Annotated in this window: 11 protein-coding genes; 5 read left to right on the top strand and 6 right to left on the bottom strand. The window is 68.6% G+C overall.

The genetic code is table 11. The features are described from left to right. Nucleotides 1–107 precede the first annotated feature (107 nt). Both glgP and C8D87_RS48300 read right to left on the bottom strand, forming a co-directional pair. Nucleotides 108–2,699 (bottom strand): alpha-glucan family phosphorylase, encoded by a 2,592-nt coding sequence (glgP, locus tag C8D87_RS37945; protein ID WP_112230816.1) that lies wholly within the window; start codon nucleotides 2,697–2,699, stop codon nucleotides 108–110. Nucleotides 2,700–2,821: 122 nt separating this feature from the next. Continuing rightward, the gene (locus tag C8D87_RS48300) at nucleotides 2,822–4,378 is read right to left on the bottom strand and encodes a serine/threonine-protein kinase (protein WP_267899915.1); all 1,557 of its coding nucleotides are present in this window, start codon (nucleotides 4,376–4,378) and stop codon (nucleotides 2,822–2,824) included. A 240-nt stretch (nucleotides 4,379–4,618) separates the two neighbouring features. Here C8D87_RS48300 and C8D87_RS37935 point away from each other — a divergent pair, with 240 nt between their 5' ends. The 4 genes from C8D87_RS37935 to glgB all read left to right on the top strand — a co-directional run bounded on the left by C8D87_RS37935 (nucleotide 4,619) and on the right by glgB (nucleotide 11,952). Beyond that, on the top strand, nucleotides 4,619–6,595 hold the full coding sequence (locus tag C8D87_RS37935) for an alpha-1,4-glucan--maltose-1-phosphate maltosyltransferase (RefSeq protein WP_112230814.1): 1,977 nt from the start codon (nucleotides 4,619–4,621) through the stop codon (nucleotides 6,593–6,595). A gap of 73 nt (nucleotides 6,596–6,668) precedes the next feature. After that, on the top strand, nucleotides 6,669–8,477 hold the full coding sequence (treS, locus tag C8D87_RS37930; RefSeq protein WP_109635261.1) for a maltose alpha-D-glucosyltransferase: 1,809 nt from the start codon (nucleotides 6,669–6,671) through the stop codon (nucleotides 8,475–8,477). Between the two features lie 7 nt (nucleotides 8,478–8,484). Continuing rightward, nucleotides 8,485–9,795, top strand: coding sequence for a maltokinase N-terminal cap-like domain-containing protein (locus C8D87_RS37925; RefSeq protein ID WP_112230812.1), 1,311 nt, complete (start codon nucleotides 8,485–8,487; stop codon nucleotides 9,793–9,795). 3 nt (nucleotides 9,796–9,798) lie between these two features. Continuing rightward, nucleotides 9,799–11,952, top strand: coding sequence for a 1,4-alpha-glucan branching protein GlgB (glgB, locus tag C8D87_RS37920; RefSeq protein ID WP_109634470.1), 2,154 nt, complete (start codon nucleotides 9,799–9,801; stop codon nucleotides 11,950–11,952). A gap of 132 nt (nucleotides 11,953–12,084) precedes the next feature. Here glgB and C8D87_RS37915 read toward each other — a convergent pair whose 3' ends face one another. Next, nucleotides 12,085–12,378 (bottom strand): hypothetical protein, encoded by a 294-nt coding sequence (locus C8D87_RS37915; protein WP_146771997.1) that lies wholly within the window; start codon nucleotides 12,376–12,378, stop codon nucleotides 12,085–12,087. 133 nt (nucleotides 12,379–12,511) lie between these two features. Between C8D87_RS37915 and C8D87_RS37910 the strand changes: the two genes are divergently transcribed. Continuing rightward, entirely contained in the window at nucleotides 12,512–13,882 is a 1,371-nt protein-coding gene (locus C8D87_RS37910) for a neutral zinc metallopeptidase (protein WP_109634472.1), read from the top strand. 66 nt (nucleotides 13,883–13,948) lie between these two features. On the opposite strand, the gene C8D87_RS37905 is transcribed toward C8D87_RS37910, so the two are convergent. From C8D87_RS37905 to C8D87_RS37895, 3 genes are read right to left on the bottom strand one after another with little or no spacing between them, the layout of a single operon-like run. After that, the gene (locus tag C8D87_RS37905) at nucleotides 13,949–14,677 is read right to left on the bottom strand and encodes a hypothetical protein (protein WP_146231462.1); all 729 of its coding nucleotides are present in this window, start codon (nucleotides 14,675–14,677) and stop codon (nucleotides 13,949–13,951) included. Next, nucleotides 14,674–15,159 carry a DUF6114 domain-containing protein gene (locus C8D87_RS37900; protein WP_109634477.1) on the bottom strand — a complete coding sequence of 162 codons (486 nt, stop codon included), beginning with the start codon at nucleotides 15,157–15,159 and terminating at the stop codon, nucleotides 14,674–14,676. The genes C8D87_RS37905 and C8D87_RS37900 overlap by 4 nt, the downstream gene beginning before the upstream one ends. Further along, the gene (locus C8D87_RS37895) at nucleotides 15,150–15,740 is read right to left on the bottom strand and encodes a DUF6230 family protein (RefSeq protein WP_109634480.1); all 591 of its coding nucleotides are present in this window, start codon (nucleotides 15,738–15,740) and stop codon (nucleotides 15,150–15,152) included. Before C8D87_RS37895 ends, C8D87_RS37900 begins: the two co-directional genes overlap by 10 nt. Nucleotides 15,741–15,853: the final 113 nt, after the last annotated feature.

Here is a 15,853-nt window from a genome sequence, read left to right as displayed (position 1 = left end):
CCCCGGATCACGAGCAGTGAACAGGAAACAAAGAAGACGAACACATCAGGGCATCCAGCCCACCGCTTGAAGGCGAACTGGATGCCCTGTGTTGATCTCCTGCCAGGTCAGCTGGCCAGCACGACCCTGCCGAGTTCCGCGGGAGACGCCAGCAGACCGTGACGCGGCAGCACTCGCACGGTGTAGCCGAGCGAGCCCGCGTGCGGCAGCGGCACCTCCGCCTCGTAGTTGCCGTTGCCCGCGTAGTTCATCGGGGCGGTGACGACGTCCTTGAGCTCGTCGGAGTCGTGGGACACCTTGCCGAGCACGACCTGAACGTCCACTTCGGACGGCTCCAGCCCTGCCAGCTCGACCCGCGCCCGCACGATGACCGGCGCACCCAGCACCGGCACCGACGAGCCGCCGAGCACCAGGTCGCTGTCGAGCACCCGCACCCGCGTCCACGACGCGCGCAGCCGGTGCCGGTACGCGGACAGCTCCTTCGCGCCGCGGAAGCCCTCGCCGACCACACCCGCGGCCGACGCGGCCGCCGGCGCGTAGTAGCTCTCCACGTAGTCGCGGACCATGCGCGAGGCCTGCACGACCGGCCCGAGCGAGGCCAGCGTGTGCCGGACCATCGACATCCAGCGGGTCGGCACGCCGTCCTCGCCCCGGTCGTAGAACAGCGGCGCGACCTGCGAGCCGAGCAGCTCGTACAGGGCGTTGGCCTCCAGGTCGTCCCGGCGGATCGGGTCGGTGACGCCGTCCGCGGTCGGGATGGCCCAGCCGTTGGACCCGTCGTAGAGCTCGTCCCACCAACCGTCGCGGATGGACAGGTTGAGGCCGCCGTTCAACGCCGCCTTCATGCCGGACGTGCCGCACGCCTCGAGCGGGCGCATCGGGTTGTTCAGCCACACGTCGCAGCCCCAGTACAGGTACCGGGCCATCGACATGTCGTAGTCCGGCAGGAACACGATCCGGTGCCGCACGCCCGCGTCGTCGGCGTAGCGCACGATCTGCTGGATCAGCGCCTTGCCGCCGTCGTCGGCCGGGTGCGACTTGCCCGCGACCACGAGCTGCACGGGCCGCTCGGGGTGCAGCAGCAGGCCGCGCAGCCGCTCCGGGTCGCGCAGCATCAGCGTGAGGCGCTTGTAGGTCGGTACGCGCCGGGCGAAGCCGACGGTCAGCACGCCGGGGTCGAACACCGAGTCGGTCCAGCCCAGCTCCAGCGCCGACGCGCCGCGCTGCAGCCACGACTCGCGCAGCCTGCGCCGCACCTCGGTGACCAGGCGGCCGCGCAGCGTCGACCGCAGCTCCCACAGGCCCGCGTCGGTGACCGGCTCGAACGAGCCGATGCCGAGGCCGGTGCTGGTCTGGGTGTCCGCTTCGGACGCACCGAGGAGCTTGCTCATCTCGGTCGCCGCCCACGTCGGACCGTGTACGCCGTTGGTGACCGAGCCGATCGGCACCTCGGTGGCGTCGAAGCCCGGCCAGAGGCCGCGGAACATGTCCCTGCTGACCTCACCGTGCAGTTTGGACACACCGTTCGCGCGCTGGGCCAGGCGCAGACCCATGTGGGCCATGTTGAACATGCCGGGGTTGTCCTCCGCGCCGAGCGCGAGGATCCGCTGGGTGTTCACGCCGGGCACGAGCTGCTCGGACCCGAAGTAGTGCTGGACCAGGTCGACCGGGAACCTGTCGATGCCGGCGGGCACGGGCGTGTGCGTGGTGAACACGGCGCCAGCACGCGCGGCCGTGAGCGCCTGGTCGAAGTCCAGACCGTCGTTGGTGATGTACTCGCGGATCCGCTCAAGACCGAGGAAGCCCGCGTGGCCCTCGTTGGTGTGGAACACCTCGGGCTGCGCATGGCCGGTGAGCTCGCAGAACGTGCGCACGGCGCGCACGCCGCCGATGCCCGCGAGGATCTCCTGGCGGATGCGGTGGTTCTGGTCGCCGCCGTAGAGCCGGTCGGTGACGCCGCGCAGGTCCTCGTCGTTCTGCTCCACGTCCGAGTCGAGCAGCAGCAACGGCACCCGGCCCACCTGGGCCCGCCAGATCTTGGCGCGCAGCATCCGGTCGCCCGGCATCGCCACGTGGACCAGCAACGGCAGCCCGGACGGCTCGGTCAGCAGCTCGAGCGGCAGCCCGCGCGGGTCGAGCGACGGGTAGTGCTCCTGCTGCCAGCCGTCGAGCGACAGCGACTGCCGGAAGTAACCGGACCGGTAGAGCAGGCCGACCGCGATCAGCGGCACGCCGAGGTCGCTGGCCGCCTTGAGGTGGTCACCGGCGAGGATGCCGAGGCCGCCCGAGTAGTTCGGCAGCGCCTCGTGCACGCCGAACTCCATCGAGAAGTACGCGACGCTCGTCGGCAACGGGTTGTCGGTGGTCGCTCCGTGCTCGCGCCGCTGGGCGATCTCGTCCTGGCGCCGCTGGTACCACCGCGGCCCCTCGACGTAGCGCTCCAGGTCGGAGGCGAGCGCGTGGAGCTTGAGCAGGAACTGCTCGTCTCTCGCGAGGGCCTCCAGCTTTCCGGCGTCCACGACGGAGAGCAGGCGCAACGGGTCGCCACCGACCTCTGACCAGACGCGTGGGTCGATCGAGGCGAAGAGTTCCTGCGTGGGCGGGTGCCACGTCCAGCGCAGGTTGGTGGCGAGCGTGCTCAGCGCGGACAGGGGCTCCGGCAGACTGGCTCGGACGGTGAACCGGCGAAGTGCTCGCATGCCGAGGCAACTTACCTGCCACCCCCGCACGCCTGACAACGTTCCCGCTCACACCTGCAACGACTTGCAGAACCGGTCAAGACGCCCGGCCGCGTGAGCAGCCGAAACGACGAAGCTGCCGTTCAGCGCTGTTCGTCGATGATGAGCAGTTTGTCGCCTTTGCCGGAGATCTTGAGGATGTGCTCCTCCGTCACGACCTTGTTCGTCTCGGCCTCGGTCAGGTCCAGCGCCGTCGTCACGGTGAAGGTGCCGTCGTCGGACGTCGTGACGACCGGATTGCCCTTGACCGCGACCTTCGTGTAGCCGCTCCAGTACTCCTTCTCGGAGCCTTCGCTGGGCGCGCTTTCCGGGTCCCAGTCCTCTCGGGCGCCCGCGACGTCCTTCGGCAGCTTCGCGTAGTGCTGCTTGACGAACAGCGTGACCTGGGCCGCGTTGAACTTGCTCGCGGGCTTCGACGGCAGCTGGCTGGTGTAGGTCTGCGACGTCGGCGCCGGCTTCTTCTGGGCCGTGGTGGTCGGAGCCTTGGTCTGGGTCGTGGCGCCGGCCTGCGCCTGGCTCTGCGGGGTGCTCTGGGTCGAGGTGGGCCCCGCCGCGCTGTTGCCGCCGCCGGCGTTGATGATCGCGTACGCCACGCCCGCGACGAGCAGCACCGCGAGGATCGAGGCGGCGACGGCCAGGCCCCGGTTGCTCTTGCGCGGCAGCTCCGTCTGGTCGAACACCGGCGCCGGCGGCCTCGTGCGCGGCCCCTGGGGCGGCGGCCCCAGCGGCGGTACCGTGCGCGGCCCCTGCGTGCCGGGCCCGGACGGCATCACGGCGGTGCCGGACGGCGGCGTCATCGGGCGAGGAGGGAGCACGGTGGTGACCGGGGGCACGTTGCCGGACGCGATCGCCTTCAGCTCCTCCGCAGCCTGGGCCGCGGTGGGGCGCTGCGACGGCTCGTTGGCCAGCAGCCGGACCAGCAACGGCGTGAGCGGGCCGGAGCGCATCGGCGGCCGGGTCTCGCCGCGCGCGACCTTGTAGAGCAGGCCGAGGTCGTTGGTGCTCTTGCCGAACGGGGGCTCGCCCTCGGTCATCGCGTAGAGCGTCGCGCCGAGCGAGAAGACGTCCGACGGCGGCGCGGGCTCGGCACCGCGGGCGAGCTCCGGCGCCAGGTACGCGGGCGTGCCCGCGAGCATGCCGGTCTTGGTCACGGCGACGTCGCCCAGCGCGCGCGAGATGCCGAAGTCGGTGATCTTGACCGCACCGTCACGTCCAATGAGGACGTTGCCGGGCTTGATGTCGCGGTGCACGATCCCGGCGGCGTGCGCGGCGGCCAACGCGGACGCGGCCAGCGACCCGATCCGGGCGGCCTCCACCGGGGGCATGGGTCCGCGCTCGTCCAGGACCGCCGACAGGTTGCGGGAGGGCAAATACTCCATGACCAGACAGGGCTTGCCGTTGTCGACGACGACGTCGTACACGGCGATCGCGTTCGGGTGCTGCAGGCGCGCGGCAATGCGCCCTTCCCGCATGGCGCGCTGGACGGCTTCGTGGAACTCGTTCGGCTGAACGTCGTTGAGGAGCAGCTGCTTGACCGCGACGTCCCGGTGCAGGAGCTCGTCGCGTGCGCGCCACACGACGCCCATCGCGCCGGCGCCGAGCTGGTCGAGCAGAACGTAGCGGTCGCCAAGCTTGTTCACGCGCGGGACGGTACCCGTAGCCCCCTCGTAACGTCGTGGGTATGGGGCGAACGGTCCAATGCCGAGAACGTGAGGTGGCCACATGATGGACGGAGATGCTGGACACACAGCCCGGTCAAGGTGTGCGATCGACACCGACTGGGTACGGACCTGGAACGGGGCAACCCGCTGACAGGCCGCTTGATCGAGCAAGGCAGGATTACGAGCTACGCGGAGCGACACGGCGGAAAGGCGCTGCCGATGAGTGGACGGCTCGGTATCAACGACGTATCCCCGGTGGTGTCGGCTGGCAGGTATCCAGCCAAAGCCGTTGTGGGAGAACACATTCCGGTTCAGGCCACGGTGTGGCGCGAGGGTCACGACAAGCTCGCGGCGACAGTCACGTGGCGAGGACCGAACGACCGAGTCGCTCGCCAGACGAGAATGCACGAGGTCGGCATCGGCCTCGACCGCTGGGGTGCCACGATCGTTCCCGATCACCAGGGAGCGTGGACGTTCCGGATCGATGCGTGGAGCGACCCCTGGGGCACCTGGAACCACACCGTTGAGGTGAAGATCGCGGCGGGACAGGGTCCCGGCGATCTCGCAAACGATCTTGAGATCGGTGCACAGCTGCTCGATCGGGTGGCACGACGCCCTGATCGGAGACAGGAGCGAGCACTTCTCACGTCCGCGGCGGAAGCACTCCGCGACGAGGACCGGCCGCTGGGCGAACGCGTCGCGCCGGCCTTCGCCGACGACGTCCAGAAGATCATGTTCGAGCACCCGGTGCGCGAGCTGATCACCAAGGGCAAGACGCACAAGATCTGGTGCGACCGCAAGAAGGCCGCGTACGGCTCGTGGTACGAGTTCTTCCCGCGCAGCACAGGCGGGATCGACGAGACCGGCCAGGCGGTGCACGGCACGTTCGCCACGGCGACCAAGGAGCTCGACCGGGTCGCCGCGATGGGCTTCGACGTCGTCTACTTCCCGCCGATCCACCCGATCGGGCGAGTGAACCGGAAGGGCCCCAACAACACGCTCGTCGCGGGACCCGAGGACACCGGTTCGCCGTGGGCCATCGGCGCGGACGAGGGCGGCCACGACGCGATCCACCCGCAGCTCGGCACGATCGAGGACTTCGACGCCCTCGTCGAACGCGCCCATCAGCTCGGCATGGAAGTCGCACTCGACTTCGCGCTGCAGTGCGCGCCGGACCACCCGTGGGTGCTCAAGCACCCGGAGTGGTTCACCACGCGGCCGGACGGCACGATCGCGTACGCGGAGAACCCGCCCAAGAAGTACCAGGACATCTACCCGATCAACTTCGACCTCGACCCGCAGGGCCTCTACCACGAGGTGCTGCGCGTGGTCCTGTACTGGGCCGAGCACGGGGTGCGGATCTTCCGGGTCGACAACCCGCACACCAAGCCGCCGGACTTCTGGCAGTGGCTGATCTGGAAGGTCAAGGAGGTCTACCCGGACACGCTGTTCCTGTCCGAGGCCTTCACCCGTCCCGCGCGGCTCTACGGCCTGGCCAAGCTCGGCTTCACCCAGTCGTACACGTACTTCACGTGGCGGACGGGCAAGCAGGAGCTGATCGAGTTCGGCGAGGACCTCCGCGACCACTGGGACGAGGCGCGGCCGAACCTCTTCGTGAACACGCCGGACATCCTGCACGAGTCGCTGCAGCACGGCGGTCCCGGCATGTTCGCGCTCCGCGCGGCCCTCGCAGCGACGCTCTCCCCCACGTGGGGCGTGTACAGCGGCTACGAGCTGTTCGAGCACGAAGCCGTCAAGCCAGGCAGCGAGGAGTACCTCAACTCCGAGAAGTACCAGCTGCGGCCGCGTGACTACGCCCGCGCACTCGCGGACGGGCGATCTCTCGAACCGTGGCTGCGCAAGCTGAACCACATCCGCAAGGCGCATCCGGCGCTCCAGCAGATGCGCACGCTGAAGTTCCAGCACGTGGACAACGACGCGCTACTCGCCTTCTCCAAGCGCGATCCGGCAACGGGTGACACGGTCGTGGTCGTGGTGAGCCTCGACCCGAACAACGCCCAGGACGGCACGCTGTACCTCGACCTGCCCGCACTCGGCTTCGACTGGCACGAGCGGGTGATCGCGCACGACGAGGTCACCGGCGAGACCTGGGACTGGGGACAGGCCAACTACGTCCGCCTCGAGCCGTGGCGTGCCGTCGCGCACGTCGTGAGCCTGCAGCGCCGCTTCAGCTAGGTCACGGGTGGCTTCCGTCGTTCGGACGACGGAAGCCACCCGTGACCTCAACACCCCGACGAGGTGGGAGATCATGAACGAAGACACCCGTCCCGACGCGGCACTGGGCTTGGAAGGCATTCCGCACACCGGTGAGGCCATCGACGACGACGGCATGCTCATCGAACCCCAGGCAGAGGACTTCAAGTCGGCCAAGCCGGCGTTGGCGAACCCGAGCTGGTTCAAGGGTGCCGTCTTCTACGAGGTTCTGGTCCGCGCGTTCAGCGACTCCAACGGTGACGGGACAGGTGATCTCAGAGGGCTCGCGTCCAGGCTCGACTACCTGGAGTGGCTGGGCGTCGACTGCCTCTGGCTGCCGCCGTTCTACGCCTCTCCCCTGCGCGACGGCGGGTACGACATCAGCGACTTCCGCGCGGTGCTGCCGGAGTTCGGCACCGTCGAGGACTTCGTGTACCTGCTGGAGGAGGCGCACCGGCGCGGGATCCGGGTGATCACCGACCTGGTGCTGAACCACACGAGTGACGCGCACCCGTGGTTCCAGCAGTCGCGGCAGGACCCGACGGGCCCGTACGGCGACTACTACGTGTGGAGCGACGACGACTCGCGCTATGCGGGCGCCCGGATCATCTTCGTCGACACGGAGTCGTCGAACTGGACGTACGACCCGGTCCGCGGCCAGTTCTTCTGGCACCGCTTCTTCAGCCACCAGCCGGACCTCAACTACGAGAACCCGGACGTGCAGGAGGCGATGCTCGACGTCCTGCGCTTCTGGCTCGACCTCGGCATCGACGGGTTCCGCCTCGACGCCGTGCCGTACCTCTTCGAGGAGGAGGGCACGAACTGCGAGAACCTGCCGCGCACGCACGAGTTCCTCAAGCGCTGCCGCAAGGTCGTCGACGACGAGTACCCCGGCCGGGTGCTGCTCGCCGAGGCGAACCAGTGGCCGTCGGACGTGGTCGAGTACTTCGGCGACCCGGAGATCGGTGGCGACGAGTGCCACATGGCGTTCCACTTCCCGCTGATGCCGCGGATCTTCATGGCGGTGCGGCGCGAGTCGCGGTTCCCGATCTCGGAGATCCTGGCGCAGACGCCGGCGATCCCCGAGAACGCGCAGTGGGGCATCTTCCTGCGCAACCACGACGAGCTGACGCTGGAAATGGTCACGGACGAAGAACGTGACTACATGTACGCGGAGTACGCCAAGGACCCGCGGATGAAGGCGAACATCGGCATCAGAAGGCGTTTGGCCCCGTTGCTGGAGAACGACCGCAACCAGCACGAGCTGTTCACCGCACTGCTGCTGTCATTGCCCGGTTCGCCCGTCCTCTACTACGGCGACGAGATCGGCATGGGCGACAACATCTGGCTCGCCGACCGCGACGCCGTGCGCACGCCGATGCAGTGGACGCCGGACCGCAACGCGGGCTTCTCGTCGTGCGACCCCGGCCGGATCTACCTGCCGGTGATCATGGACCCGGTCTACGGCTACCAGGCCCTGAACGTCGAGGCGCAGCTCAACAACACGTCGTCGCTGCTCAACTGGACCCGCCGGATGATCGAGGTGCGCAAGCAGCACCACGCGTTCGCCGAGGGCGACTTCAGCGAGCTCGGCGGCTCGAACCCGAGCGTGCTCGCCTACAAACGACTGTGGAAGCGTCCCGACGGACGCGAGGACATCGTCCTCTGCGTGAACAACCTGTCACGCTTCCCGCAACCCGTCGAGCTGGACCTCTCCGAGCACCGCGACTACACGCCGCTGGAGCTCACAGGAGGTGTCAAGTTCCCGGCGATCGGGGAACTCCCGTACCTGCTGACCCTTCCCGGTCACGGTTTCTACTGGTTCCAGCTGGTAGAGGCGGGCGACGACGGCGAAATGAGGTGAATCGCGCGTGATTGACCCCGACGAGCTCACCGACAAGCTGGTCACCACCCTGCCCGACGTTCTGCCGACGCTGCGCTGGTTCGGCGGCAAGGACCGCCCGGTCACCGCCGTCCGTCCACTGCGGACGACCCCGCTGAGCGACGATCTGGTGCACGTGATCGTCGAGGTCGAGCAGCCCGGCCGCACCGAGAAGTACCAGCTGATCATCAGCGAGCACTCCGACGGCTTCGACGCCACGGCAGACCCCGAGCGGAACGGCTTGCTGCTGACCAAAATCGCGGCAGGCGAACACTTGGACGGCATCACGTTCGCGCACGAGGAGGGTGTCGAGCTGCGCACCTCGTTGCGCGGCAGGCCGATCGGCGTCGAGCAGTCCAACACGTCCCTGATCTACGGCCAGCAGTACATCCTGAAGATCTTCCGCAAGCTCGCCCGCGGCGAGAACCGCGACCTGGTGATGCACAGGGCGTTGCGGTCGGTCGGCTGCGAGCACATCGCGCTGCCGCTGGGCTCGATCTCGACCGAACTGGACGGTGAACCGGTCACTCTCGCGATGCTGCAGGAGTTCCTGCCGGACGCGGTCGAGGGCTGGGACATGGCCAAGACCTCGGTGCGCGACCTGATGGCGGAGGCCGACCTGCACGCGGACGAGGTCGGCGGCGACTTCGCCGGCGAGGCCTGCCGCCTCGGCCACGCGGTGGCCAAGGTGCACGCCGACCTAGCCGAGGCGCTCGGCACGCGGATCGCCGACGAGGACGCGATCACGCACGCCATCGCGGGCATGCAGCAGCGCCTGGACACCGTGCTGGAGGCGGTGCCCGAGCTGGGCCGTTACGAAGAGGCGTTGCGCGCCACGTTCGAGGAAGCCCGGCAGCACATCGGGCAGATCCCGATCCAGCACATCCACGGCGACCTGCACCTGGGCCAGGTGCTGCGGACCGTGCACGGCTGGCTGCTGATCGACTTCGAGGGCGAGCCGGCGGCACCCGCGGCGGAGCGCAACGCGCTGAAGTCGCCGTTGCGCGATGTGGCGGGGATGCTGAGGTCGTTCGACTACGCCGCCAGGCAGCTGCTCATCGGTCAGCCCGACGACGACCAGCTCGAATACCGCGCGATGGAGTGGACGAAGCGCAACCGTGCGGCGTTCTGCGACGGGTACGCCGAGGTGGCGGCCGATCCGCGGGACAACACGTACCTGCTGCGCGCGTTCGAGTTGGACAAGGCGGTCTACGAGGTCGCTTACGAGCACGCGAACAGGCCGGAGTGGTTGACGGTCCCGTTGTCGTCGATCGCCCGCATGACAAGCGGAGGAGAGTGAGTCGTGAAGGCCGACCTGGACCGACTGCTGTCAGGAGCCCATCACGACCCGCACTCGGTGCTGGGCGTGCACACCATCGGCGATCAGGTGATCGCTCGCGCGTTGCGGCCCGGCGCGACGTCGGTCGCGGTGTCGTGGGGTGACAAGCAGGTCGAGCTGCCACGCATCGCCGACGCGCTCTTCGAGGGCGAGCTGCCGGAAGCGCCGGGCGACTACCGGTTGCTGGTGTCCTACGGCGACCACACGGTCGAGGTCGACGACCCGTACCGGTGGCTGCCGACGGTCGGCGAGCTGGACCTGCACCTGATCGGCGAGGGCAGGCACGAACGGCTCTGGGACGTGCTCGGCGCGCATGTCCGTTGCTATGAAACGACTTCCGGTGACGTCACCGGTGTCTCGTTCGCCGTGTGGGCGCCGAACGCGCGCGGTGTGCGCGTCACGGGCGACTTCGACGGCTGGGACGGGCGCGCCAACCCGTTGCGCTCCATGGGTTCCAGCGGTGTGTGGGAAGTGTTCCTGCCGAACGTCCCGGTGGGTTCGCGGTACAAGTTCCGCATCCTCGGCGCGGACGGCGTGTGGCACGAGAAGGCCGACCCGATGGCGTTCGCCACGGAGGTTCCGCCGCAGACGGCCTCGGTCGTGACGCGGTCCGAGTACCAGTGGCAGGACGCGGAGTGGGAGGCGCGGCGCGAGGCCACCCAGTGGGTGAACGCGCCGATGTCGATCTACGAGGTGCACCTCGGCTCGTGGAAGCCCGGTCTCGGCTACCGAGAGCTGGCGAACGAGCTCGCGGACTACTGCGAGGACCTGGGTTTCACGCATCTGGAACTGCTGCCCGTCGCCGAGCACCCGTTCGGCGGTTCGTGGGGCTACCAGGTCACCTCCTACTACGCCCCGACCTCGCGGTTCGGGTCGCCGGACGACTTCCGGTTCTTCGTCGACACGCTGCACCAGCGCGGCATCGGCGTGATCGTCGACTGGGTGCCGGCGCACTTCCCGAAGGACAGCTGGGCGCTCGCGAAGTTCGACGGCACGGCGCTGTACGAGCACGCCGACCCCCGCCGCGGTGAACAGCTCGACTGGGGCACGTACGTCTTCGACTTCGGGCGCAACGAGGTCCGCAACTTCCTGGTCGCCAACGCGCTGTACTGGATCGAGGAGTTCCACCTCGACGGTCTGCGCGTGGACGCCGTCGCGTCGATGCTCTACCTCGACTACTCGCGGCCGGAGGGCCAGTGGTTGCCGAACGAGTACGGCGGCCGCGAGAACCTCGACGCGGTGCGGTTCCTTCAGGAGCTGAACGCGACGGTCTACCGCCGTCACCCCGGCGTGGTGATGATCGCCGAGGAGTCCACGGCGTGGCCCGGCGTCACGCGGCCGACGCACCTCGGCGGGCTCGGGTTCGGGTTCAAGTGGAACATGGGCTGGATGCACGACACGCTGCACTACCTGTCGCGTGAGCCGATCCACCGGTCGTTCCACCACAACGAGATGACGTTCTCGCTGGTCTACGCGTGGAGCGAGAACTTCGTGCTGCCGCTGTCGCACGACGAGGTGGTGCACGGCAAGGGCTCGCTGTGGGGCCGGATGCCGGGTGACGACTGGAACAAGGCCGCGGGGGTGCGGTCGCTGCTGGCCTTCATGTGGGCGCATCCCGGCAAGCAGCTGCTGTTCATGGGCGGCGAGTTCGGGCAGCGCCAGGAGTGGTCGGAGTCGAGGTCGCTCGACTGGCACCTCGTGGAGCAGGAGGGCCTGCACCAGGGCATTCAGGCGTTGATGCGCGACCTGAACTCGGTGTACCGGACTTCGGCGGCGTTGTTCTCGCACGACGTGACGCCGGAGGGGTTCCAGTGGATCGACGCGAACGACTCCGGTGGCAACGTGCTGTCGTTCCTGCGGATCGGTGAGGACGGGTCGGTGCTGGCCTGCGTGGCCAACTTCGCCGGCATGCCGCACCACGACTACCGGGTCGGCCTGCCGTCCGCCGGGCGGTGGAAGGAGCTCCTCAACACCGACGCGGCGCACTACGGCGGCTCCGGCGTGGGCAACCTCGGCGGCGTCGAGGCCGAGGCCAGCCCGTGGCACGGGCGGCCGTACTCCGCGTTGCTGCAGCTGCCGCCCGCCGGTGTGCTGTGGCTAGTTCCCGAGACCGACTGATCTGTCCGGCAGCGCTCCGTTCCAGTAGAGCGCGCCGGACACTCTCGCCGTGGATCTCGGTGTTCGTCGTGGCGAAGAACCGGACGGTGGCCGCTTTCGGTGGCGCGATCATGCCGTAGTTGTTGTACCGCTTCAGCTTTTCCAGGTCGGCCAGGGGGCGTAGGTCCTTCCGGTCTGAGCTCCGCCCTCGTCGAGGAACTGCAGCCCGGTCGCGGTCGCCGGTCCTGGCGCGGTGCTGCCGGACCAGGCGCTCAGGTCGTAGACGCCTCCGGGGACCGCGTCGAGGGTCGCGCCGACGGTGCCGGGCCCGATGATGACGCCGTGGCGCGGGTCGGGTGCGATGCCCCCTCCGCAGCCGGGCATCGCCGGATCGGCCCCGGTAGGAGGGCCTGAAAGCAACAGTGCGGCGCACAGCAATTCGCGCACAGGTGGAAATGTAAGTCGATCGGACGGCACCGGCTCGGTGAACCTGATCAGCCCGCCGCACGTTGGCCTCTGTATGCGCCTGAGTTCGCCGAGTAGGACGTCCCTCAAGCCGGCCGGCAGGCACAATGGGTTCATGCGGCACCGGAGCATCGCGCTGATCGTGGCCACCGCCCTGCTCGCGGTGGGCTGCACCGCCGAGATTCCTGGGCGCCCGCGTGCAGCCAAGGTGGTGAAGAAGGAGGCCTCCACCGAGACCATCCAGGTGCGGGGCTCGGACAACGGCGCGATCGACAAGCTCGCCGCCACCGCCCTCACGGACATCAACGACTTCTGGCAGGAGTCGTTCCAGCAGACGTTCAACAAGCCGTGGAAGCCGCTGACCGGCGGCTACTACTCGGTGGACACGGCCGACGCCACCGCGAAGCCGCCACCGTGCACCCAGAAGGCCGCGGACGTGGAGGGCAACGCGTTCTACTGCCCCGCCGCCGACGCGATCGCCTGGGACCGCGCGTCCCTGCTGCCGGTGCTGCAGGACCGCTTCGGCGAGGCCGCGGTGGTCGTCGTGCTGGCCCACGAGATCGGCCACGCGGTGCAGAACCGCATGGGCATCACGCCGGAAGCCGAGCGCCGCGAGCCCGAGAGGTTCCCGACGATCCTCACCGAGGCCCAGGCCGACTGCTTCGCCGGCGCGTTCGTGCGCAACGTGACCGACGGCAAGTCCCAGCGCCTCGACATCGGCACGGACGCCCTGGACAAGGCCCTGGGCGCGCTGATCACGTTCCGCGACCCGGTCGGAACCTCCCCGGAGGACGAGCAGGCGCACGGCAGCGCGTTCGACCGCGTGGCGGCGTTCCAGGACGGCTACGAGCAGGGCACGAAGTTCTGCGCGGCGATGTCGGTGCAGAACCGCACGTTCACCCAGCGCGCGTTCACCAACGTCACGGACCGCGCGAACGGCGGCAACCTGCCGTTCGCGCAGATGCTCGAATCGGTCACGCCCGACCTGGACGGCTACTTCAAGACACTGGCCACCTCCGCGGGCAGGACCTGGCCGTCTCCTCGTGCAGAGGCCTCCCAGACCGAGCCGACCTGCTCCGGTGACCAGGGTCCGGTCGCCTACTGCCCGTCGGACAAGACGATCAAGATCGACACCAAGGACGAGCTGCCGGCGCTGCACAAGGAGCTGGGCGACTACGCGACCGGCACGCTCATCGCCACCCGGTACGCCATCGCCGAGCTGGCCGTGCTGGGCAAGCCGGTGGAGGGCGAGGACGCCTCGGCCGCGGCCCTGTGCCTGGCCGGCGCGTACACGGGCGCGGTGTTCCAGCGCCGGGACGGGTTCGGGCTCTCGCCCGGCGACTTCGACGAGGCCGTGATGGTGCTGCTGCGGTTCGACTACGCGGCCCGTGACGCTCGCGGCAAGGACGCGGTGGATCCGGGTTTCGCGCGGGTGGCGCGGTTCCGGGAGGGCGTGTTCGAAGGCCCGAAGAAGTGCGGCATCTGACCTGAGACGAACTGAAGCCCGCACAGCCTCAGGGCGTGTGCGGGCTCCAGAGCTCTTGTGCGCTGGTCAGCGCCTTTCGGTCGGCGCCTGGTCGGTCACGACGGAGATCCGGGCTCCCGGGATCGTCAGCGTGCCGCCCTTGAGGTCGGTGTTGCGGACCGTCACGTCGGTGAACGTCACGAACGGCACGTTCAGAGGTGGCGGGTGGGCAGCCGTGTAGTCGACCGGGATCTTGATCCCGAGGATGTCCAGGTTGCCCTTGAGCTGCACCGTGAACAGCTCGATCAGCGGCGGAGGTTGCGGTGCGCCGTCCGCCTTCTTCAGGTTCACCGTTGAGGTGCTGCCCGCGCGGGCAGCGGTGACGAGCCTGACCCCCGGCGACACCTCGGCGGACTGCACCAGGTCCTTGATCTTCATGTCGGTCGTCGTGAACTTGAGAACCTTGATGACCTGGCCGTTCAGCAGGGCGTCGACGACTCCGACGAAGTTGAGGCCGCCGAGCTCCAGTCGCGAGGCCTTCAGCGTCCACTCCCGGCCTCCGCCCGCCACCGGGGCAGGGGCCGGTGGCGGGGGTGGCGCCGACGTCGGAGGCGGTTCCGTGCTGGACGGAACGGTCGGCACGGACGACGACGCCGGCGGTGGAGTGGCGCTGCTGCTGGAAACAGGGGGTGGTTCCGAGCTGCTCGTCGGAGCCGGTGAGCTGCTGCTGGGAGGCGGCGGCTCGGAGCTCGACGGTGGTTGCAGCGCCAGGACCGCGACCATCGCGACCGCGGCCAGCGGCTGTGTCCGGATCATGTGGGTTGGACCCTCTGGGTGGTCTCTGGACTGCTGGGCTCTGGGCTGTCCGGGAGCTCTTCCTCGGTGCTGCTCCCAGGGGCGCTCTCGGCGCTGTTCTTGGACTTCTTCGGCTTCTTGGGAGCGTCCGTCCACGCCACGGCGAGGGCGCCCCCGAGCAGGCTGAAGATGGTGCCGAAGAGGAACCCGCCGAGGTTGGTCACGACGAGCGCGACCAGCGACAGCAGCACCGTGACGATGCCCGCCGCGAGCCGGAACTTCGGCGCCACCCACAACGCCACCGCACACAGGGCCAGCAGCGAACCGATCAGCAGCGCGGACACGCCACCGAGCGTCTGGATCGAGATGACCATGTCGCCAAGCTTCAGGTTGGCGTACGGCGGAAACAGGATGATCAGCGCGCCCAGTGCCACGAACAGGCCGGCCCAGAAGGGCCGGCCACGTCGCCACGCGGTGAAGCCGCGCCAGATCCTCAGAAGCACTCTTGCTTCCCCTGGCGAATGGTCAGGTTCATGCCCTTGAACCTGATGGTCTGAGCCGTGGTGGACCAGGCGGTCTGCTTGAGACCGGTGATCTTCGCCGAGTCGGCCTGCAGACCGAACGAGCCCGGCAGACCCCTGAGGTTCTCCGGTCCCTTGGTCACCTTGCTCGCGTCGATGCCGATGTCCGGAGCACCCAGCTCCAGGTCACCGGAGAGGTCGGTGAGGTTGACGACCAGGTTGTCGGCCGACATGCCACCAACGCCGTCCGCGGTGATGCGCATCGTGACGTCACCGACGATCGGCATGTTGCCGACGAACACCGACTGACAGAACTTGTTCAGAGTCGCGGTCTTGAAGCCGCTGACCGCAACGACGTGAACCTTCCCGGCACCCGCGTCCACGCCACCGAACTGGACGAATCCCTGGCCCGTCAAGCTATCGGCGGACACCTTGAAATCATGGCCGGACACCGCGAACGAGGCGGCCAGCGCTCCCTGGGACATGCCGAAGAGGAGGGCACCAGCACCCACGGCACCGATACCGAGCACCCCGACGAACCGTGCCCAGCGCGTTCTACCCATACCGCCAAACTCCTTCCACACCGAAGGCTTGCGTGGGGACTGTGCGCTCCGAAACATAGGCAGGACAACGAAAACGAGTCCGCACAGTCTTGAAATCACCCCAGAGGGTGAGA

It is taken from the genome of Lentzea atacamensis (assembly GCF_003269295.1).
GTDB lineage: Bacteria > Actinomycetota > Actinomycetes > Mycobacteriales > Pseudonocardiaceae > Lentzea > Lentzea atacamensis.
This window is presented reverse-complemented; position numbering and strand designations above follow the sequence as displayed.